Raw genomic sequence first — 21,670 nt, 5'->3', positions numbered from 1 at the left:
AATTTTACGCCAAAATTGCCAGGGATCTGTTCTCCGCGCTTTTAAACTGTATTTGACAGCCCCTAGGGCGTGTTGATCTTTGCTGGGCATTTTTTGCAGCAGTTGTGCGTCATTTAGGCAAGGCGGGTGGTTGCAGGTCTAGTGGGTCTAAATCAAAAGCACCCAACGCAGTATAAATGACGCACAAGCGCTGCCCGAAGGGGTCGTCATGAAAGCATTTTACTCTTTGTCACAGTCCTTTAACTTAGAACCACTAGGTCTGCAGGGCTGTTTCGCGATTAAAATGCTTTCATATAGACCAAAATTCGTACAACAAAGATCAACACGCCCTCGCAACGTCATATTGAATTGATTAACCAAAAAAGAACGCGCTTGGCTGGAACAGACGCTCCACATCACTGATGTATTTCTTATCAACTAAAAACAGAATGACATGATCGTTAGCTTCGATTACCGTATCGCTATGGGCAATAATAACCTGTTCTTCGCGAACAATAGCACCAATGGTGGTACCGGGGGGTAATTTAATATTGCCAATTTCGCGGCCTACCACTTTTGACGTGTTTTTATCGCCATGCGCGATTGCTTCTATAGCTTCTGCGGCACCGCGGCGAAGTGAGTACACATTAACTATATCGCCTCTGCGGACGTGGGTGAGCAAGGCTGAGATAGTTGCCTGCTGGGGCGAGAAGGCGATATCGATTTCGCCACCCTGAACCAAATCCACATAAGCGCTGCGCTGGATCAGCACCATAGCCTTTTGCGCGCCCATCCGTTTAGCCAGCATGGCCGACATAATATTGGCTTCATCGTCGTTGGTTACTGCAATAAACGCATCAACCTGCTCTACGCCTTCCTCACTCAGCAGTGTTGAGTCGGAGGCATCGCCGCTGAAGACAATGGTTTTATCCAGGTGGGCAGATAAATATTGCGCCCGCTCAGGGCTGTATTCGATTAGCTTAACGTTATGATTGTGTTCCAGGCGCTTGGCCAGACCGGCACCAATTAAGCCGCCGCCGGCAATCATAATACGTTTATAACTGGACTCCAGTTTTTGCAGTTCGCTCATGACAGCGCGAATGTGTTTGGTGGCGGCAATAAAAAACACTTCATCATCGGCTTCAATGACGGTGGTACCCAGGGGGCGAATAGGCTTTCCGCGGCGGTAAATAGCCGCTACCCGGGTTTCCACATTGGGCATATGCTCCTTCAATGCAGATAAGGCATGGCCAACCAGTAAACCGCCGTAATAGGCTTTAACCGCAACCAGGCTGGCTTTGCCGTCGGCAAATTCCACCACCTGCAGGGCACCAGGATAGTCAATCAAACGCTTAATCGCCTGGGTGACCAGTTGTTCCGGGGCAATAATATGATCAACCGGAATGTCCTGCTGCTTGTATAGCTGTTCCTGGTATATGATGTATTGCTCAGAGCGAACCCGGGCAATTTTCGTGGGAGTTTTGAACAGGCTGTAAGCCACCTGACAGGCCAGCATGTTACTTTCATCACTGTTGGTCACAGCAATCAGCATGTCGGCGTCTTCGGCACCTGCTTTACGCAGTACATCGGGGTGAGAACCTACACCGGTGACAACCTGCAGATCGAGGCGGTCCTGCAGCGCGCGCAGGATAACGGGATCGGAGTCGATCACCGTGATTTCGTTTTTTTCGCCTACCAGGTTTTCAGCCAGTGTGCCGCCAACCTGTCCTGCGCCAAGGATGATAATTTTCATCGTCGTTGTAAGGTATTATTAATCTTGGTTATTAAGACTTTAGCAGCCTCGCATAATAGAAACCATCCATTTGTTGCTCGCCGGGCAAAATTTGCCGCCCTGGCTGTTCAATGGATTCCCCCGGTTTGATTGGCAGTAGCTGCGCGTCGCTGTGCTCTTGCAGGAAGCGGCTAATCTGCGCCTTGTTTTCAACTGGCAGCACAGAGCAGGTGGCGTAAAGCAACGTACCGCCAGATTTGAGCGTGCGCCACAGCTCGGCCAGGATTTTATACTGAATCGCTTGTAGCACCTCGATATCGGCTGACTTACGTAGCCAGCGTATGTCAGGGTGGCGGCGGATAACGCCGGTAGCAGAGCAGGGCGCATCGAGCAGAATACGGTCGAAGGGCTTTCCGTCCCACCAACTGTCAACCTCTGCCGCATCGGCGCAAACTAAGTTAGCTTTTAGTTGCAGGCGAGCTAAATTTTCGGTCATTCGTTCGAGGCGCGATGCTTCACTGTCCAGAGCAACAAGCTCTGTCAGGCCGGTGGTGCGTTCCAGAATATGTGCGCTCTTACCACCAGGGGCTGCACAACAATCCAGGATACGCTCGCCTGGCTGAGCATCAAGTAGTGGTGCTGCCAGTTGCGCGGCACCGTCCTGCACACTAAACCACCCTTCGGCGAAGCCAGGCAGGGTGATAATTGGTGTTCTGTCGATAAGAATGACTGCGTCCGGATGATCCTCTGACAATGCGAAGCGAATGTCTGCGTCCGTTAAGGCACTGCAGTAATCTGCCCGGCTGGATTGTTGTTGATTTACCCTGAGCCAGATAGGCGCAGGCTGGTTCATACCACTCACCATACTTTCCAGCTCCTGCGGATACGCATTAGCAAGGCGTTTGTACAGCCACTTAGGTAAACCAGACTGGATAATGGGGTTGTCGCTAATCTGTTCGGCTAGCTGCTGACGCTGGAAGTTTCGCAGTATGGCATTAATGAGTCCTTTGAGACCTTTGCCGCCCAGTACTTCCGCGGCGTTAACTGTTGCGGCGACAGCGGCATGGTCAGACACGCGGCTAAAAGCCTGCTGATAAAACCCCAGCAAAATGACATGCTCGAGGATTTTTTTACTGCCTTTGAGAGGCTGTTCCAGCAGCTCTCGCAGCCATATTTGTAACTGTGGCAGGTGGCGAAAAACGCCCATTGCCATTTCTTGCAGCCAGGCGGCATCCTGTTTACCGTGTCTGGCCTGGGCCATTGCTAATGCTTCGCGGGAGGACTTTCCCTGCTCAAGTACCTGAAAGATAACCCAGGCGGTATCGGCTCTAAGATCAACTTTAGCCGGCAGTTTCATTGTGATTGCCCGGGCTCGCAGGGTAATACGCTGCCTACCGCAAACCATTCCTGATAACCATTGAGTACATCCTGAATGGCCATGGGTTTTTTACCAGGCAATTGCAGTTGCTCTATGCACAGCGCTTTATCGCTGGTGGCTACCACAATCCCGGATTTATCGGCAGCCAAAATGGTGCCTGGGGGGGTATTCGCGACGGCGTGTTCGCTAACGGATGCCTGCCAGACTTTAATATTCTTACCGTTAACCTGGCTCCAGCACACCGGCCAGGGATTAAATGCCCGAATGTTACGACTGAGTTGTTCTGCTGTATGCTGCCAGTTAAGAAACGCTTCTTCTTTATTGAGTTTTTTAGCGTAGGTGGCGCTGTCTTCCTGCTGGGGTTCGGCATTCAGCGAATCAAAATTATCCAGCACTTCAACCAAGGCCTGCGGGCCAATTGCCGCTAGCTTGGTATATAGTGTGGCGCTGGTATCTGAATCGCTAATCGGCAATCTGGCGATATGTAACATCGCACCAGTATCCAGGCCTTCATCCATTTGCATAATGGTGACACCGGTTTCTTGATCGCCTGCCCAAATGCTGCGTTGAATAGGCGCTGCGCCACGCCAGCGCGGCAATATAGAGCCATGTACATTAATGCAACCCCGAGTTGGGATTTCCAGAACGGCTTTTGGGAGCAGTAACCCATAGGCAACCACTACCATGATATCAGGTTGAAGCGCCGCCAGTTGCTGCTGGGCCTCCTCGCTTTTCAACGAGACGGGTTGGTACACAGGGATATTGTGCGCTTCGGCCACTTGTTTGGTGGCGCTAGGTGTTAGTTTTTTGCCACGCCCGGCAGGGCGATCGGGCTGAGTGTATACTGCTACCACATTATGTTGGCTATTGAGCAAACCAGTTAAGTGGGTAGCCGCAAAGTCCGGCGTACCGGCAAAAACAATATTCAGTGGCTTGGTCACAGGGCTATTCTCTTAGGCTTTAGCAGCCAGACGGGCTTCTTTCTCGAGTTTCTTGCGAATACGCTGGCGCTTAAGTGGCGATAAGTAATCTACGAACAGCTTACCTTCCAAATGATCCAGTTCATGCTGAATACAGATTGCAAGCAGACCATCCGCCTCAAGCTCGTAAGGCTTACCTTCGCCGTCGAGGGCCTTAACCGTTACTTTTTCAGCACGGTCTACCTTGGCATAATTGCCTGGCACCGACAAACAGCCTTCCTCACTGATGGTGGAGCCTTCTTTATTAACGATTTCAGGGTTTATAAATACCCGCGGTTCGTTTTGCTCTTCGGAGACGTCCATGACTACCAGGCGCACGTGTCTGTTAACCTGCGTTGCAGCCAGGCCAATGCCTTTTTCTTCACGCATGGTTTCAAACATGTCGGCGACGAGTTGCTTAATTTCACTATTCACTTCGTCAATGGGCTTAGCCACTGTACGAAGGCGCTCGTCGGGGAATTGTAATACGTCTAATATTGCCATCTGTCGATATTTACACTCTTTCTGTATTAAGAATTATACGCTAAGGCCGATGATGCTATTTATCCTGCCTTAACAGGCAGTATTCTAGCTTAAAGCACGTTTTCATGCAGTATTAATCGCTTCTATACTGAATTATTGGGGATTGTGATCTAATAATACAAGCATAGGGCTGGCTGCGAGACGTTACTGGCGAGGGGATATAATGTTAAAAAATGCAAAAAAATGGGTAGCCATACTGGCTGGGCTGATACTGTGGGTCAGCGCGGGCTGGGCGATGGCTCTGGAAGTAAAACCCGATGCGCCAACCCGCTATACAGTTAAGAAAAACGATACCCTGTGGGACATCGCTGGTATCTTTCTGGATAAGCCCTGGTTGTGGCCGGAACTGTGGCGCAACAATACGCAAATACTGAACCCTCATCTTATCTATCCTGGTGACGTGCTCATTCTGCGGATCGTCGACGGTGAACCGGTACTGGACATGGTAAGGAAAAAAACGCAGGTCACCCTGTCTCCCAATGCCAGTCGCACGGTGAAGCAGGGCGAGCCGATTAATCTGTTACCCTGGTCGGTTATCGAACCTTACATTCAGCATCATGAAATCCTCGATGCCGGCAAGTACGAAATCCTGCCGCACTTACTGGGCAACAAGAATGCCTCCATTCGTTTTGTGAACGAAGACTTGGTAATGAGCCGTCGCAGCGGCCGTGCCAGAGATCAGTATCGCGTGATCCGCAAGCAATCTACAATTGAAGACCTTGATGGCAACGAGTTGGGTGTACAAATTCACCATATCGCCGATGCGAGCATGGTGGAAGATCGCGCCGAAGGCGAGTGGCTGGTGAAAATTGATGGGTCTAACTCAGAAGCAAGGCGCGGTGACAAGCTGCTCTACGGTGAGCCGAAAACTGCCGGTGACATGGCGTTGCAACCGGCGGATGAGTCCCAGCGTGCGTTCATTGTAGGTAATCTGCACCAGTACGAACTGCTGGGTAAATATGATGTGGTCATCGTAGATCTCGGTGAAGAGGAAATTGAACCGGGCACTGTGATGGGGATTTATCAGCAGGGGCCGGTGATCATTGATGGTGAAGAGCCGAAGTATGCAACCGAAAGCAAAGTCGTTGTTAGTGTATTCGATGATGGCAGCACGGTTCATCAGCCCGCTTTAAAAGTGGGTGAGCTGATTATCTTCAGCACTTTCACTAATGCCAGCTACGGCATTATAACCCGGGCCAGTGATATGGTTCGAACCGGTAATATTGTCGCCCAGCCATAACCGGTACTGACGCTTCCGTCTCAGTACTGGGTACGGGAGTGTTAATGCAAAATCAACTATCACAACTCAATAAGCGCTGGCTGCGCCTGAGCTTAATCAAAAGACGTTCGCCGGCGTTCTGGTTGGCTCTACTGGCCCATTTCAATTTAACTATCGAACAATTATTCAGTATGCCGGCCGGGGAACTCCGTCAATGTGGTCTCAAGCCCGATGAAATAGCGCTGATCAATCGCCCGGGGGATGAGGTTGAACAGATTGAGCAATGGCTTTGTCAACATCCGCTCAACCAGATTATTGCCATAAGTGATACCACTTATCCAGAACGTTTAAAGCAGCTTGATTCACCTCCTCTGGTAATATTTTGCTACGGTAAAGCGGGTTTGCTGAAAGCACCGCAACTGGCTATTGTGGGAAGCCGCAAGGCAACCATTAATGGCTTAAATACCGCGCGCCGCATGGCAAAGGAACTGGGCGACGCAGGAATAACGGTTACCAGTGGACTGGCGCTGGGTATTGATGGGGCAGCACATCAGGGAGCTTACCCTACATCCGGGGGCACTGTTGGCATTCTCGGTGGTGGGCTGAGCCGCATTTACCCGCGCAGCCATCAGGCCCTGGCATCGAGCATGGTTGAGCACGGTGGATGTATCGTGTCGGAGTTTCCGCCCTGGGAAACTGTTAAGCCATACCATTTTCCGCGACGTAACCGCTTAATCGCCGCGCTGTCGAGCGGGGTATTGCTAATTGAAGCCCGTATCAAAAGTGGCTCAATGATTACCGCTAACCTGGCAGCAGACATGGGCATCGATGTATTTGCTACGCCAGGCAACATTAATAACCCGCTCAGCGAAGGACCCCATCATCTGATTCAGCAAGGGGCGAGGCTGGTTACCTGCTGCGGCGATATTTGCGAGGAGTTGGGATGGGCTGAGAAAGGCCCCCCGGAAACACGTGGCATTTCTCAGGAGGATGACAACAACGAACCGTTACTAAAAGAATTTGCCGGTGAGCCGATAGATATAGATTATCTGGTTGAGAAAACCGGTCTGTCAGTTAATCGTTTAATGCCAAGGCTGGCGGAGCTTGAACTTAAGGGGCGTGTAGTGGCAGTGCCCGGCGGCTATATTCGTGCTATGAGGCCTGTTGGTGATTGAAGCTACATCATTGGGGGAGGGTTGGTGAAAAGGCTTATTTGATATGAGAGTCAATCGTTTGCAGGTTAATGCTCGAGGTAATCGAAAAAAAGTCGAGCCAAAGCTTGGCATTATCCGTATTTTTAGATAAGTTGAACGTAGATGCTTTGTTTTTTGCATCGACACCGTACGCAAAACTGGTCTTGAGACTTGAAAAAAGACCAGACCACTACAATAGAGTTTGCGAGGTTAGGTAATCACCTTTTCGTGATTACTTCAAATTGAGGGGGAAAATGCTATGTTCGATATCCTCATGTATCTCTTCGAAAACTTCATCCATAGTGAAACCGAAATTCGCGTCGATCAGGATGAATTAACCGAAGAGCTGGTCCGCGCAGGATTTCATCACGATGAGATATACAAAGCGCTCGCCTGGTTAGAAAAACTCGCCGCGCTGCAAGAAACCGATATTAACCCCTACTTCTGTAAAGGCATTTCCAGCAGCCTGAGCCGTATTTATACGCAACAGGAACAAATGCGCCTGGATGTTGAATGTCGGGGATTCTTATTGTTCCTTGAACAGGTTGGTGTATTAGATGCCACCACACGGGAAATGGTTATCGACAGAGTCATGGAGATAGACTCTCCGGAATTCTGTTTAGAAGACCTTAAGTGGGTGGTACTAATGGTGTTGTTTAATGTGCCGGGCAAAGAAAATGCCTACGCGCAGATGGAAGATCTGTTATTCGAAGAGCATGACGGTATACTGCACTAATCTTATAGATTACGAAGTGTAGGGCTGTGTCGAAGATTGATCATTCACTGTTCGAAGCGCATGAGCACGCTTTAGAACATCAGTACGGGACATGTCCGGACTGTGGGAAAGAGCTGCGCATCAGAAACAGCAAGTCAGGCCCGTTTATCGGTTGTAGTGGCTATCCTGATTGCCACTACGCCAAGCCTTTACACGATAATCACACCACCACATTAAAAGTGATAGAAGATAGCCATTGCCCTGAGTGTGGGTCGCCTATGGCCATTAAAAAAGGCCGTTACGGTATGTTTATCGGCTGTACCAATTTTCCGACCTGTCACCATATTGAAAATGCCAAACCGCAAACTGATACCTCTGTCACCTGTCCTAAATGCCACAAGGGACATCTGCTCGATCGCACCAATAAATACGGTAAACGCTTTTTTGCCTGTAATCGTTATCCTGAATGCCGTTATGTGGTAAATTTCGCGCCGGTTGAGAAGTCCTGTCCAGATTGTGGATGGGCTATACTGGTCGAAAAAAAGGGCCGTTTAGTGTGCCCGCAGCCATTATGTGGCTATAAAGAAGTACAAAGCGAACAAGAAGCAGAATAAGAGGTAACAGATGAGCGTTGAATCAGTTCATCAGGATGCTGATGTAGCAGCGTTTGAAAGTGGCCAACTCATGGTGTATCCCACTGAAGCGGTCATGGGCATCGGTTGTGATCCCGATAACGAAACGGCTGTTATGTCGTTGCTGGCACTAAAACAGCGTCCGGTAGAAAAAGGTCTTATTCTGCTTGCTGCCAATTATTCACAGTTGCTGCCTTATGTGGACGATAATGCCATTCCTCTGGATAAACGATTCAGTATTTTTTCCTGTTGGCCTGGCCCGGTAACCTGGTTATTACCTAAATCTGCCACGGCACCAAAATGGCTGACCGGCGAGCACAATGCCATTGCAGTCAGGGTTACCGCTCACGAGGGGGCGCGGGCGTTATGTAACAAACTGGGCCGTCCGATTGTATCAACCAGCGCTAACCTTACCGGACAGGAACCGGCAAGAACCACAGAAGAAGCCCGCGGTTACTTTGCTAACAGTGTTCACTACGTGGCAGGTTCGGTGGGCGGAGCCGCTCAACCTTCTACTATTAAAGATGCCTTAACCGGTACCACCATTCGGAATTAAACATGAGTATTACTCCCTTAAAAGATACGCCTCAGGCGATTGCGTCGGTTAAAGCGTTTTTACTGGCTTTACAGGACAATATCTGCCACACCCTGGAACTGGCCGATGGCAAAGGTCACTTTGTAGAAGATGCCTGGGAACGGGAAGAAGGCGGCGGTGGTCGCTCGAGGGTGATTAAGAACGGAGCGGTAATTGAGCAGGGTGGGGTAAACTTTTCCCACGTGCATGGCACCCAAATGCCAGCCTCCGCAACGGCCTCGCGACCCGAGCTGGCCGGCCGCAGCTTTCAGGCAATGGGAGTGTCATTAGTGATCCACCCTCATAACCCTTACATCCCTACCTCGCACGCTAATGTGCGTTTCTTTATTGCCGAGAAGGAGGGAGAGACTCCAATCTGGTGGTTTGGTGGTGGTTTCGATTTAACCCCATTTTACCCCTTTAAAGAAGATGTGCAGCACTGGCATAACACCGCGAAGAAGATTTGTAAGCCATTTGGCGACACTGTTTATGCAGAGCACAAGACGTGGTGTGATGAGTATTTCTACCTGAAACACCGCAGCGAAACCCGTGGGGTTGGCGGGTTATTCTTTGACGACCTCAACCAGTGGGATTTTGAGCAGTGCTTTGCCTACATTCAGGCTGTAGGAAATGGTTACCTCGATGCCTATGTTCCTATTATAGAAAAGCGTAAGAACAATACATATGGCGAGCGTGAACGCCAGTTTCAGCTCTACCGTCGCGGACGTTACGTAGAATTTAACCTGGTGTATGACCGTGGCACCTTATTTGGTTTACAAACGGGGGGGCGCACCGAATCTATCCTGATGTCTATGCCGCCGCTGGCGCGTTGGGAGTACGGCTATGCTGCACCTGCAGGGTCGCCGGAAGCTAAACTGCAGGACTGGCTTACGCCTATTGAATGGTAAAAGCGAGCTTTTTCGTTGCTTTTTTTTGACGTAGATCAACCTTAATTCGCAGATTTTTAAACGTATTTTCAAACTTGTTTTAGATCAAATTTTTATTTGGCAGGAGGCGTATATTAGCTTCCATCAACTTAAACGAATGAGAAAATACACAATGAAAAAATCAGCTTTAGCTACACTAGTTCTAGCCGCACTAGTTTCTGCGCCTTCAGCATTTGCCTATGAAGCCGGCGACATAATTGTTCGTGCAGGTTTAACCTCTGTTTCACCTAACGACGATTCAAGCAACGTTAATGTAGACGCCCTGGGTGGCAACGTAGGTATGGGTGTAGAGGTAGATTCTAACACTCAACTGGGCCTTAACCTGGTTTACATGTTGGATTCTAACTGGGGTCTGGAAGTACTGGCTGCCACACCATTTACTCATGATGTTACCCTTATCGGTACAGCAGACAATGATCTGGGCCTGGGCGACGGCAAACTGGCAGAAGTAACACATCTGCCACCAACTGTTAGCGCTGTTTACTTCTTCGATACTAACAGTGCCTTTACGCCATATGTTGGCGTGGGTGTTAACTACACCATTTTCTTTGACGAAGAATTTACCGGTGCTCGTGAAGATCAGACCTTTACCGATCTGGATCTGGACAACTCTTTTGGTTTAGCAGCCCAGGTTGGTTTCGATTATCAAATCGATGAAAACTGGTCTCTGAATGCCTCTGCCCGTTATATCAAAATCGACACCACTGCAGAGTTCACCGTTGCTGACGTAAAAGGCAGCGTAGACGTGGATATTGACCCTTATGTATTCACTATTTCTGCGGGTTATAAGTTCTAAAAAATAGTTTTATCAGTTTCACCTTGTGTTTTTGCACTGCCTGTTGGCCCTTCATTGAAGGGCCTTTTTTCTTTAACTGGCGCCGTCTTCACGGTTAATCATATGATCGGCGAGTTGATCCAATGCCCTTAGTAACTGATCAGCTATATTCATATCGTCAACGCATTCATACATGGCCTTGCGCATGCAATACATCCATTGTGCTTTCAGCTTTGGAGTAACGGTAAAGGGCAGGTGCCTGGCTCGAAGTCGAGGGTGTCCGCGTTCCTGTTCGTACTGGTTAGGCCCACCCAGCCACATTGTAAGATAAAGAAAAAATACATGACGGATCCGGTCCATTGGTTGTGGGTGAATAGCTAAAAGCTCCGCCGCCATGGGGTCACTTTCCATGATGTCATAAAATCGGTTCGCCAGTTGCCTGACGGTATTTTCTCCACCTATTGCTTGATAGGGGGTAGTAACACCAGTATTGTTGTCCGAAGTTTTCTTTCCCATACCCAGTTTCGATAATAGTCCCATGAAAAAGTTTGCCGTCTTTGGAAATCCAATTGCTCAGAGTTTATCACCAACCATTCATAAAATGTTTGCTAAATCCTGTGGCGAGGAGATCAGTTACGCGAAAGTAGAGGCCCCATTGGATGGCTTTGAAGCCACCATCGACAATTTTTTCACCACACCACAAGCGGCAGGTTGCAATGTCACCGTACCTTTTAAAGAAAGAGCCTGCGCCATGGCAAAACACAAAGATGATGCGGTAATGATGGCCAGGGCGGCGAACACTTTGATGCTTAATGAAGAGGGCGAGTTATGTGCTTTCAATACAGATGGTATCGGCCTGGTAGCAGACCTTACAAATAATGGCTTAAATCTGCAAGCTACCAAAGTGTTGCTGTTAGGCGCGGGTGGCGCTGCGCGTGGTGTTGTGCATCCTCTGCTAAATGCTGGAGTTGAACACCTGCATATTCTTAATCGAACTGTGGAAAAGGCTGAGATCATTGCCGAAGATGTCAATAATCCAAAAGTATCAGCGGTTAACTTAAACCAACTGTTAGCAGGCTACGATGTGGTGATTAACTCTACGTCTGCCAGTTTATCCGGCACGTTGCCCGAAGTACCAGATGCTGTGCTGGCTAACTGCAAGCTCGCTTATGATATTGTGTACTCAAAGGATAATGGCGCGACGGTATTTATGGCCCATGCTCAGCAATTGGGCGCAGCAAAGCAGCTCGATGGCCTGGGAATGCTGGTGGAGCAAGCTGCCGCGGCGTTTTGTATCTGGACCGGCAAACAGCCGTCAACGGCCAGCGTGATTGAATTCCTGCGTAACCGCTAAGCGCTACTCACCTCCAGCGAGGTATTCGTCTTTCAGCTCTACATAGTTAATGGCGGACTGTTTTAAGAATGCCATTTCTGCCTCTTTTAACGGCCTCTTTTGTACCATGGGATTGCCAACATACAAATAACCACTTTCCAGGCGTTTATTAGGCGGTACCAGTGTGCCGGCCCCAATAAACACATCATCTTCTACTACGGCACCATCCATTACAATCGCACCCATACCAACCAGAATGCGATTACCTAATACACATCCATGCAACATGCATTTATGTCCAACTGTAACGTCATCACCAATGAGCAGTGGGTTACCCTCAGGGTTAGTGGTCGATTTTCGGGTAACGTGTAAGATAGTGCCATCCTGAATGTTACTGCGCGCGCCTATCTTGATATAGTTAACGTCACCGCGAGCCGCCACCATGTGCCATATACTGCTGTCTTCGCCTATTTCTATTTCGCCAACCAGTCGTGCCGAATCTGCAATATAAACACTCTGACCTATATCAGGCATTATGCCTTTAAAAGAGCTAATTGTATTTGTCACTTAGTCACCTGCTACGTTGATATCTATCATCGGACCGTTAATTTGAGTTGGTTCGATATAAGAATTGCCTGACATTATCTCTGTTAAACACCCGGTGTGCAAAAATCAACATTGTTCCATTTAAGCATTTAGTGGTTGGGGTGGTATTATTGCGCCAGTTATATTGTTTTAAGTGAAAAGCCAATGCCTAAACGCTATGTATTATTTGTCACGCTTCCGTACGCCTATGCTATTTTCCGCCCATTGCAGGCTGAAATTAGAGCCCGGGGTGATGAAGTTGCATGGTTTTTAGAAAAGGAATGTGTAAACCTTCTTCATGATGATGAGGTATTGCTTGAAGACATCCACTCAGTAAAGGATTATAACCCTTTGGCCATATTTGCTTGTGGAAATCATATTTACCATTTCTTGCCGGGCGTAAAGGTTGCGTTATTTCATGGTTATGCAATTGGTAAACGTGGGGAAAAAGGTGAGATACAGGATGATCACTTCACCATAAGAAACTGGTTTGATATTTATTGCACACAAGGACCAAGCAGTACTCCGACATTTAAAAAGCTGGAACAAAAGCACGGATTTTTTAAGTCTTATGAAACTGGCTGGTGCAAAGTTGATCCCTACTTTACTGAGCCAACCCTGCAAAATGGCGGCAACACTACTATCCTGTATTCGCCCACATTCAGCAGAGGTATCACCTCTGTTGAAGTGCTCTATGACACCATAGCCGACATGGCAAAGCGACGTGATTGGCATTGGATCATTACTTTTCATCCCAAAATTACCGATTCCACTATTATCAATAATTATAAAGCACTGGCAGATAAACTCGAAAATGTCAGCTTTGAACGTAATGAAGGATTACCAACGCTGCAACGAGCAGACTTGATGCTATGTGATAGCTCATCAATTATTCTTGAGTTTATGTTGCTGGATAAACCCGTTGTTACGTTTAACAATACAAATCCAGGCCCTCACCTCATAGATGTACACAATATAGAAGATGTAGAACCCGCTATTGATAAGGCATTATCTAAACCGCCTGAGTTAATGATGGCAATTAATGACTATACTTGGCAGCACGAATCACATCGTGATGGTAAGAACTGCGCAAGAGTTTTAGATGCTGTGGATGACTTTGTTGCTAACCATCAGATGCACATAAAACCCAAACCGCTTAATCTTTTGCGTAAGTTTAAGGTGCGTAGGAAGCTCGGATACTGGAAATAAGCCAATTTAGCTGCATTAGTGAGCGAATAAATCAAATATGACACTTTTTTTAAAATAACCGTTGACGTGTTCTCTTAACTCTCTATAATGCGCCCCACTTCGACGGGGAACGCGCTAAAACGCCAACCCAACAATAACGCCTTAGGGCTTATTGGAAGCGGCTTTCAGCCAAATGCGACGTTTGAAAAAGTTCAAAAAAAGCATTGACACAGAAAGCCATCAGCGTAGAATGCGCGCCTCACTTCAACGAGGTTGAATAGACAAAGTTGAAGTGGATTTAAGTGGCAACTTCCGAAATTAAATTTCAAAAAGTTATTGACACTGAAAATAAAGAGCGTAATATACTCATCCCGCTTCGGGGCTAAGCAATTAGGCCTGAAGCAGTGAAAGCCAAGTATATCAAGGGTTTCGCACTGTTCTTTAACAATTTATAACAAGACAATCTGTGTGGGCACTCATTAAGAGTGTCAACAACGACAATTCAAAATTTCGATATTTAATTGAAGAGTTTGATCATGGCTCAGATTGAACGCTGGCGGCAGGCCTAACACATGCAAGTCGAACGGTAACAGGATTAGCTTGCTAATCGCTGACGAGTGGCGGACGGGTGAGTAATGCTTGGGAACTTGCCTTCAGGAGGGGGATAACAGTTGGAAACGACTGCTAATACCGCATAATGTCTCCGGACCAAAGCGGGCTTTTAGCTCGCACCTGAAGAGAGGCCCAAGTGAGATTAGCTAGTTGGTAAGGTAAAGGCTTACCAAGGCAACGATCTCTAGCTGTTCTGAGAGGAAGATCAGCCACACTGGGACTGAGACACGGCCCAGACTCCTACGGGAGGCAGCAGTGGGGAATATTGCACAATGGGGGAAACCCTGATGCAGCCATGCCGCGTGTGTGAAGAAGGCCTTCGGGTTGTAAAGCACTTTCAGTTGTGAGGAAAGGTTGGTAGTTAATACCTGCCAGCTGTGACGTTAACAACAGAAGAAGCACCGGCTAACTCCGTGCCAGCAGCCGCGGTAATACGGAGGGTGCGAGCGTTAATCGGAATTACTGGGCGTAAAGCGCACGCAGGCGGTTTGTTAAGCTAGATGTGAAAGCCCCGGGCTCAACCTGGGATGGTCATTTAGAACTGGCAGACTAGAGTCTTGGAGAGGGGAGTGGAATTCCAGGTGTAGCGGTGAAATGCGTAGATATCTGGAGGAACATCAGTGGCGAAGGCGGCTCCCTGGCCAAAGACTGACGCTCATGTGCGAAAGTGTGGGTAGCGAACAGGATTAGATACCCTGGTAGTCCACACCGTAAACGCTGTCTACTAGCTGTTTGTGGATTTAATCCGTGAGTAGCGAAGCTAACGCGCTAAGTAGACCGCCTGGGGAGTACGGCCGCAAGGTTAAAACTCAAATGAATTGACGGGGGCCCGCACAAGCGGTGGAGCATGTGGTTTAATTCGATGCAACGCGAAGAACCTTACCTACACTTGACATGCAGAGAACTTTCCAGAGATGGATTGGTGCCTTCGGGAACTCTGACACAGGTGCTGCATGGCTGTCGTCAGCTCGTGTCGTGAGATGTTGGGTTAAGTCCCGCAACGAGCGCAACCCTTGTCCTTAGTTGCCAGCATTTAGTTGGGCACTTTAAGGAGACTGCCGGTGACAAACCGGAGGAAGGTGGGGACGACGTCAAGTCATCATGGCCCTTACGTGTAGGGCTACACACGTGCTACAATGGCAAGTACAGAGGGAAGCGAGACAGTGATGTGGAGCGGACCCCTTAAAGCTTGTCGTAGTCCGGATTGGAGTCTGCAACTCGACTCCATGAAGTCGGAATCGCTAGTAATCGCAGGTCAGCATACTGCGGTGAATACGTTCCCGGGCCTTGTACACACCGCCCGTCACACCATGGGAGTGGGATGCAAAAGAAGTAGTTAGTCTAACCTTCGGGAGGACGATTACCACTTTGTGTTTCATGACTGGGGTGAAGTCGTAACAAGGTAACCCTAGGGGAACCTGGGGTTGGATCACCTCCTTACGTAAAGTCGTTGGACGACTTAATGTAGTGCCTACACAGATTGTTTTGTTATTTCGCCATCATACGATGTATGAAGGGGATGTAACGAATACCAAAAGAAATTGCTAACGCAATATTTTTTTGCAAACCGTTCTTTAACAATTTGGAAAGCTGATATTAGTAATCAATCAATATTGAGTAACTGAGAGAATAAGCAGTAAGTTTAGTTTACACAACTGAGCGTACTGTGAGTCCTCCTTGCGCAAAAGTTTCCATCAACGCTAACGCAATGATGAAAATTTTGCACGAACTACTCTCTACTTGACATACGGCGCTGTGAAAACAGCAATGTAATTTGATTAGACAGTCATGCATACAACAGAGATTCAATTCTCACCTGACTCCGGATAAAAAGGCGGAGGTAGGCGCAACGCAGTCCATCCTTTTAGCGTGTCGCACGCTTTGGGTTGAGTTGTAACGGCTATGGACACTTATGAGTCATGTCAATAAGTGGAAATAGCGACGATTGAGGTTCTGGGTAAGCGGCTACGACGAGTAAGCGAAGGCGTGTGTGAATAACGCATAACTGAGCGAACGAGGACGTGACGCGCAACACAGGTTCTCAAGCGGAAGCTATTTAGGGTTGTATGGTTAAGTGACTAAGCGTATACGGTGGATGCCTTGGCAAATAGAGGCGATGAAGGACGTGTAAGTCTGCGAAAAGCTGTGGTGAGCTGACAAAACGCATTTGAGCCACAGATGTCCGAATGGGGAAACCCACCTGTTTACAGGTATCTGCAACTGAATACATAGGTTGTAGAGGCAAACGAGGGGAACTGAAACATCTAAGTACCCTTAGGAAAAGAAATCAACCGAGATTCCCTTAGTAGCGGCGAGCGAACGGGGAGCAGCCGATAAATAAAGTTGTAGTGGAACCTTCTGGAAAGTTGGACGGTACAGGGTGATAGTCCCGTACATGAAGCGGCTTTGTTTACATATTAAGTAGGTCGGAACACGTGTTATTCTGACTGAAGATGGGGGGACCATCCTCCAAGGCTAAATACTCCTATTTGACCGATAGTGAACCAGTACCGTGAGGGAAAGGCGAAAAGAACCCCTGTGAGGGGAGTGAAATAGAACCTGAAACCGTATACGTACAAGCAGTGGGAGCCTTTAGGGGTGACTGCGTACCTTTTGTATAATGGGTCAGCGACTTATATTTAGTAGCAAGGTTAACCATGTAGGGGAGCCGTAGCGAAAGCGAGTGTTAACTGCGCGTCTAGTTGCTAGGTATAGACCCGAAACCCGGTGATCTAGCCATGGGCAGGTTGAAGGTTGAGTAACATCAACTGGAGGACCGAACCCACTAACGTTGAAAAGTTAGGGGATGACTTGTGGCTGGGGGTGAAAGGCCAATCAAACCGGGAGATAGCTGGTTCTCCCCGAAATCTATTTAGGTAGAGCCTCGGACGAATTCCATTGGGGGTAGAGCACTGTTAAGGCTAGGGGGTCATCCCGACTTACCAACCCTTTGCAAACTCCGAATACCAATGAGAACTATCCGGGAGACACACGGCGGGTGCTAACGTCCGTCGTGAAGAGGGAAACAACCCAGACCGCCAGCTAAGGTCCCAAAATATTGCTAAGTGGGAAACGATGTGGGAAGGCCCAGACAGCTAGGAGGTTGGCTTAGAAGCAGCCACCCTTTAAAGAAAGCGTAATAGCTCACTAGTCGAGTCGGCCTGCGCGGAAGATGTAACGGGGCTAAGCAATATACCGAAGCTGCGGCAGCATGTTTACATGCTGGGTAGGGGAGCGTTCTGTAAGCCGTTGAAGGTGAACTGTGAAGTTTGCTGGAGGTATCAGAAGTGCGAATGCTGACATGAGTAACGATAATGCGGGTGAAAAACCCGCACGCCGGAAGACCAAGGTTTCCTGTCCCATGCTAATCAGGGCAGGGTAAGTCGGCCCCTAAGGCGAGGCAGAGATGCGTAGTCGATGGGAAACGGGTTAATATTCCCGTACTTATATAATCAGTGATGGAGGGACGGAGAAGGCTAAGCAAGCTTGGCGTTGGTTGTCCAAGTGAAAGCGAGTAGGCTGGAATTTTAGGTAAATCCGGAATTCTAAGGCTGAGACGCGAGACGAGCCACCAAGGTGGTGAAGTTGTTGATGCCCTGCTTCCAGGAAAAGCTTCTAAACGTATGATTATGTAAACCGTACCCCAAACCGACACAGGTGGTCAGGTAGAGAATACTAAGGCGCTTGAGAGAACTCGGGTAAAGGAACTCGGCAAAATTGTACCGTAACTTCGGGAGAAGGTACGCCCCTGATTGTGATAGGACTTGCTCCTTAAGCGGTCGGGGGCCGCAGTGACCAGGTGGCTGGGACTGTTTATTAAAAACACAGCACTCTGCAAACTCGAAAGAGGACGTATAGGGTGTGACACCTGCCCGGTGCCGGAAGGTTAATTGATGGGGTTAGCTTAGGCGAAGCTCTTGATCGAAGCCCCGGTAAACGGCGGCCGTAACTATAACGGTCCTAAGGTAGCGAAATTCCTTGTCGGGTAAGTTCCGACCTGCACGAATGGTGTAACCATGGCCACGCTGTCTCTACCCGAGACTCAGTGAAATTGAAATCGCAGTGAAGATGCTGTGTACCCGCACCTAGACGGAAAGACCCCGTGAACCTTTACTACAGCTTGGCACTGAACATTGAACCTACTTGTGTAGGATAGGTGGGAGGCTTCGAAGCAGAGACGCTAGTTTCTGTGGAGCCGTCCTTGAAATACCACCCTGGTATGTTTGATGTTCTAACTTAGGTCCCTTATCGGGATTGAGGACAGTGTCTGGTGGGTAGTTTGACTGGGGCGGTCTCCTCCCAAATAGTAACGGAGGAGCACGAAGGTTAGCTAATCACGGTCGGACATCGTGAGGTTAGTGCAATGGCATAAGCTAGCTTAACTGCGAGACAGACACGTCGAGCAGGTACGAAAGTAGGTCATAGTGATCCGGTGGTTCTGTATGGAAGGGCCATCGCTCAACGGATAAAAGGTACTCCGGGGATAACAGGCTGATACCGCCCAAGAGTTCATATCGACGGCGGTGTTTGGCACCTCGATGTCGGCTCATCACATCCTGGGGCTGAAGTCGGTCCCAAGGGTATGGCTGTTCGCCATTTAAAGTGGTACGCGAGCTGGGTTTAGAACGTCGTGAGACAGTTCGGTCCCTATCTGGTGTGGGCGTTGGATGATTGAGGGGAGCTGCTCCTAGTACGAGAGGACCGGAGTGGACGAACCGCTGGTGTTCGGGTTGTTTTGCCAAAGGCATTGCCCGGTAGCCAAGTTCGGAATCGATAACCGCTGAAAGCATCTAAGCGGGAAGCGAGCCCCAAGATGAGTCATCCCTGCACGTAAGTGCTGGAAGGGTTGTTATAGACTATGACGTTGATAGGCAGGGTGTGGAAGCGTTGCAAGGCGTTAAGCTAACCTGTACTAATTGCCCGAGAGGCTTAACCATACAACGCCTAAATGGCTTTACATTTAGAAGTTGATGGAATGGCTGACTAATTAAGTCAAAGAGAGTAGTGACGTTACTCAACAGATTGAATACGTATCAGATTCCAAAGTTGTTAAGATTTTAAAGTAAGGCTGACTTGACTCGCTGCAGAGCGTAAATCGAGTCCCCCTTGCGCAAAAGAAATTGCTACGCAATATTTTTTGCACCAAGTTTTGCCTGGCGGCAATAGCGACGTGGTCCCACCTGACTCCATTCCGAACTCAGAAGTGAAACACGTTAGCGTCGATGGTAGTGTGGGGTCTCCCCATGTGAGAGTAGAACACCGCCAGGCTCCCAATTCAAAAAACAAAGAACCCAGCGAAAGCTGGGTTTTTTGCGTTTAGGACTGGTACTCACCTACCACGCCATGAAGACCTAACCCTCGAAGGTCATATCCACCCGAACAGCGTCGTCCGCTAATGATACATCCCTGTAGCGGGCATCCAGCCGCGTCGCTCCGGTCGCTGCGAATGTCCACAGGACATTCGGTCAACCTCCGCCGGTGACCGGCCCAGCCTCATGTGAGCGCTCTGTTAATTGAATAAAAGAAAGAACTTTCATCCCTGTTTCGCTTCGCGAAGACCGGGACCCACGTCGTGCAACCGCCGAGCCCATAAAAGCACTACAATAAACACCAACATCACCGTCATCCCGCAATGTACTTAAAACTACTGAAGGCCTGCCTGAATAGACTCAAGGCGGTAACGGGGGTTACCGATGTCATAGCGGGCTTTAAGCATGGCAACCAACCCTGGGTTGCTGGCAATAAACTCATCAAGCTCTAATAGTAATTCTGGGTTTTTCAACGTTGATAAACAAAACTCGACCACGGTAACGGGCAGATCAGGATCGAGTTTAAAATCGTCTATATCTTCAAGCTTTTGCATCAGGTGCTGTGCAACGTAGTAGTCCATATCAAAAGCGTCGGCTCTATCCCACTGCGCCATATAGATGGCTGACTTGTTGTCTGCTACTGAAATAAGTTTGGTTTGGCCACTGTTGATGCGGTCCTGCCAGTACAACGGCGAAAACCCCAGTACAATTGAAACCTTCCGTATCGATGACGCTCCCTGTCCAAACCGCTCTGGCTTTACAAATGTGCCCACGAGGCTCTCTGTAAGTGGAGTACTAAAGTGCTTAGTAGAATTGTCGTTAACCGGGTTGGTCCAGGTTGGGTGGTCGGGATAAACAAAGTCAACGTTTCCCTTTTCGAGTTCAATTTGTAAGCGCAAAACCGGCATGCTGACATATTCAAATGTTATGCCCCGATCGGCTGCAAAGGCTTCAAGTAAAGCCCAGGCATAACCACGGTCTTTTACCGCCGAAAATTCGTAGTGAGGATAATAGGCAATGTTTTGTGAGGCGACCACATAGGTTTTTGCACAAGCAGGGTTAAATGCCAGTACTGATGTTAATAACAAGGAGACTAAGCTAAACACTTTGCTAAATAAAGGGGGCTTCATAATTACTTAACGCCGGGAATCATAAATTAACTATAGTACACAGTGAATTGATGTTACCAATGAGATTTGCAATTACCGAGCAAGGCGATGAATAATAAATGTACAGGGCATCTAATTCAGCCATGGATATTAGCCCTCTGTAGATAACCACCCTGAATGGACCTCATTATGAGTAATCAGTCATCTTCCTCAGTATTAGATAGGCCTATTTTCTCGTTGATCATTACTAGCCTGATTATGCTTTCTGTAGTGACTTTCTCTATAGAAACGCTACCCGATCTCAGTGCAGAGAACAGGCGGTGGTTGCGTTATACCGAATATGTCATCGTGACCTTGTTTACCCTTGAGTACCTAACTCGTATCTACCTGGCTCGTAAAAAGTTAAGGTTCATTTTTAGCTTTTACGGTTTGGTGGATCTTATTGCCATACTGCCTTTTTTCCTGGCATTTGCTGTCGATCTCACTACTTTGCGGTTATTGCGGTTATTAAGGCTGGCAAGAATCATAAAGCTTGCGAGGTACAACACCGCCTTTCATCGCTTTACTCGTGCGCTCTATGTGGCAAAAGAAGAATTAATCATTTTTACCATGGCCAGCCTTGTGTTGTTGTATCTCTCTGCGGTTGGTATTTATCATTTCGAACATGCCGCGCAGCCTGATGTATTCCGGTCTATCTTCGATAGTTTGTGGTGGTCGGTAGCCACCCTGACTACCGTAGGCTATGGCGATATCTACCCCATCACGCTTGGCGGTAAGCTGTTCACGTTCTTAGTGCTAATGATAGGGCTTGGTTTGATCGCTGTACCTACAGGCATAGTCGCTTCTGCGCTCTCTGCTGTCAGACAGCAGCAGAGAGACGCCGATTAA

The 21,670-nt window shown here is 48.4% G+C and carries 17 protein-coding genes and 3 rRNA genes; 13 read left to right on the top strand and 7 right to left on the bottom strand.

Annotated elements, in window-relative coordinates:
* Positions 1 to 352 precede the first annotated feature (352 nt).
* From trkA to def, 4 genes are read right to left on the bottom strand one after another with little or no spacing between them, the layout of a single operon-like run.
* The gene (gene trkA / locus AC2T0J_RS06765) at positions 353 to 1,732 is read right to left on the bottom strand and encodes a Trk system potassium transporter TrkA (protein ID WP_489809378.1); all 1,380 of its coding nucleotides are present in this window, start codon (positions 1,730 to 1,732) and stop codon (positions 353 to 355) included.
* A 31-nt stretch (positions 1,733 to 1,763) separates the two neighbouring features.
* Complete coding sequence (gene rsmB / locus AC2T0J_RS06760) at positions 1,764 to 3,068, bottom strand: 16S rRNA (cytosine(967)-C(5))-methyltransferase RsmB (protein ID WP_489809377.1); 1,305 nt, start codon at positions 3,066 to 3,068, stop codon at positions 1,764 to 1,766.
* Positions 3,065 to 4,030 (bottom strand): methionyl-tRNA formyltransferase, encoded by a 966-nt coding sequence (gene fmt / locus AC2T0J_RS06755; protein WP_489809376.1) that lies wholly within the window; start codon positions 4,028 to 4,030, stop codon positions 3,065 to 3,067. The genes rsmB and fmt overlap by 4 nt, the downstream gene beginning before the upstream one ends.
* A gap of 12 nt (positions 4,031 to 4,042) precedes the next feature.
* Positions 4,043 to 4,552, bottom strand: a complete 510-nt coding sequence (def, locus tag AC2T0J_RS06750; RefSeq protein WP_489809375.1) for a peptide deformylase — start codon at positions 4,550 to 4,552, stop codon at positions 4,043 to 4,045.
* A 202-nt stretch (positions 4,553 to 4,754) separates the two neighbouring features.
* Between def and AC2T0J_RS06745 the strand changes: the two genes are divergently transcribed.
* The 7 genes from AC2T0J_RS06745 to AC2T0J_RS06715 all read left to right on the top strand — a co-directional run bounded on the left by AC2T0J_RS06745 (position 4,755) and on the right by AC2T0J_RS06715 (position 10,667).
* On the top strand, positions 4,755 to 5,831 hold the full coding sequence (locus AC2T0J_RS06745; RefSeq protein ID WP_489809374.1) for a LysM peptidoglycan-binding domain-containing protein: 1,077 nt from the start codon (positions 4,755 to 4,757) through the stop codon (positions 5,829 to 5,831).
* 44 nt (positions 5,832 to 5,875) lie between these two features.
* On the top strand, positions 5,876 to 6,985 hold the full coding sequence (gene dprA / locus AC2T0J_RS06740) for a DNA-processing protein DprA (RefSeq protein WP_489809373.1): 1,110 nt from the start codon (positions 5,876 to 5,878) through the stop codon (positions 6,983 to 6,985).
* A gap of 277 nt (positions 6,986 to 7,262) precedes the next feature.
* Entirely contained in the window at positions 7,263 to 7,739 is a 477-nt protein-coding gene (locus AC2T0J_RS06735) for a DUF494 family protein (protein ID WP_489809372.1), read from the top strand.
* Between the two features lie 26 nt (positions 7,740 to 7,765).
* Entirely contained in the window at positions 7,766 to 8,332 is a 567-nt protein-coding gene (locus AC2T0J_RS06730; RefSeq protein WP_489809371.1) for a DNA topoisomerase family protein, read from the top strand.
* Positions 8,333 to 8,342: 10 nt separating this feature from the next.
* Positions 8,343 to 8,906, top strand: a complete 564-nt coding sequence (tsaC, locus tag AC2T0J_RS06725; protein ID WP_489809370.1) for an L-threonylcarbamoyladenylate synthase type 1 TsaC — start codon at positions 8,343 to 8,345, stop codon at positions 8,904 to 8,906.
* Positions 8,907 to 8,908: 2 nt separating this feature from the next.
* Positions 8,909 to 9,832, top strand: coding sequence for an oxygen-dependent coproporphyrinogen oxidase (hemF, locus tag AC2T0J_RS06720; RefSeq protein ID WP_489809369.1), 924 nt, complete (start codon positions 8,909 to 8,911; stop codon positions 9,830 to 9,832).
* Positions 9,833 to 9,983: 151 nt separating this feature from the next.
* On the top strand, positions 9,984 to 10,667 hold the full coding sequence (locus AC2T0J_RS06715) for an OmpW/AlkL family protein (RefSeq protein ID WP_489809368.1): 684 nt from the start codon (positions 9,984 to 9,986) through the stop codon (positions 10,665 to 10,667).
* Positions 10,668 to 10,739: 72 nt separating this feature from the next.
* On the opposite strand, the gene AC2T0J_RS06710 is transcribed toward AC2T0J_RS06715, so the two are convergent.
* Positions 10,740 to 11,186, bottom strand: a complete 447-nt coding sequence (locus tag AC2T0J_RS06710; protein WP_489809367.1) for a group II truncated hemoglobin — start codon at positions 11,184 to 11,186, stop codon at positions 10,740 to 10,742.
* On the opposite strand from AC2T0J_RS06710, the gene aroE reads away from it, so the two are divergent.
* Positions 11,185 to 12,000: a shikimate dehydrogenase gene (gene aroE / locus AC2T0J_RS06705; RefSeq protein ID WP_489809366.1), complete on the top strand. Its 816-nt coding sequence runs from the start codon at positions 11,185 to 11,187 to the stop codon at positions 11,998 to 12,000. The genes AC2T0J_RS06710 and aroE overlap by 2 nt on opposite strands.
* 3 nt (positions 12,001 to 12,003) lie before the next feature.
* On the opposite strand, the gene AC2T0J_RS06700 is transcribed toward aroE, so the two are convergent.
* The gene (locus tag AC2T0J_RS06700) at positions 12,004 to 12,513 is read right to left on the bottom strand and encodes a gamma carbonic anhydrase family protein (RefSeq protein WP_489810299.1); all 510 of its coding nucleotides are present in this window, start codon (positions 12,511 to 12,513) and stop codon (positions 12,004 to 12,006) included.
* 216 nt (positions 12,514 to 12,729) lie between these two features.
* Between AC2T0J_RS06700 and AC2T0J_RS06695 the strand changes: the two genes are divergently transcribed.
* The 4 genes from AC2T0J_RS06695 to rrf all read left to right on the top strand — a co-directional run bounded on the left by AC2T0J_RS06695 (position 12,730) and on the right by rrf (position 19,632).
* The gene (locus tag AC2T0J_RS06695; RefSeq protein WP_489809365.1) at positions 12,730 to 13,773 is read left to right on the top strand and encodes a CDP-glycerol glycerophosphotransferase family protein; all 1,044 of its coding nucleotides are present in this window, start codon (positions 12,730 to 12,732) and stop codon (positions 13,771 to 13,773) included.
* Between the two features lie 497 nt (positions 13,774 to 14,270).
* Positions 14,271 to 15,804 (top strand): 16S ribosomal RNA (locus tag AC2T0J_RS06690).
* Positions 15,805 to 16,432: 628 nt separating this feature from the next.
* Positions 16,433 to 19,301 (top strand): 23S ribosomal RNA (locus AC2T0J_RS06685).
* 215 nt (positions 19,302 to 19,516) lie between these two features.
* Positions 19,517 to 19,632 (top strand): 5S ribosomal RNA (gene rrf / locus AC2T0J_RS06680).
* The 16S, 23S and 5S rRNA genes sit together here, the layout of an rRNA operon.
* A gap of 376 nt (positions 19,633 to 20,008) precedes the next feature.
* Here the strand turns inward: rrf and AC2T0J_RS06675 are convergent.
* Positions 20,009 to 20,803, bottom strand: a complete 795-nt coding sequence (locus AC2T0J_RS06675; protein ID WP_489809364.1) for a hypothetical protein — start codon at positions 20,801 to 20,803, stop codon at positions 20,009 to 20,011.
* A 168-nt stretch (positions 20,804 to 20,971) separates the two neighbouring features.
* On the opposite strand from AC2T0J_RS06675, the gene AC2T0J_RS06670 reads away from it, so the two are divergent.
* Complete coding sequence (locus AC2T0J_RS06670; RefSeq protein WP_489809363.1) at positions 20,972 to 21,670, top strand: ion transporter; 699 nt, start codon at positions 20,972 to 20,974, stop codon at positions 21,668 to 21,670.

It is taken from the genome of Alteromonas sp. ISO5 (assembly GCF_058105165.1).
This window is presented reverse-complemented; position numbering and strand designations above follow the sequence as displayed.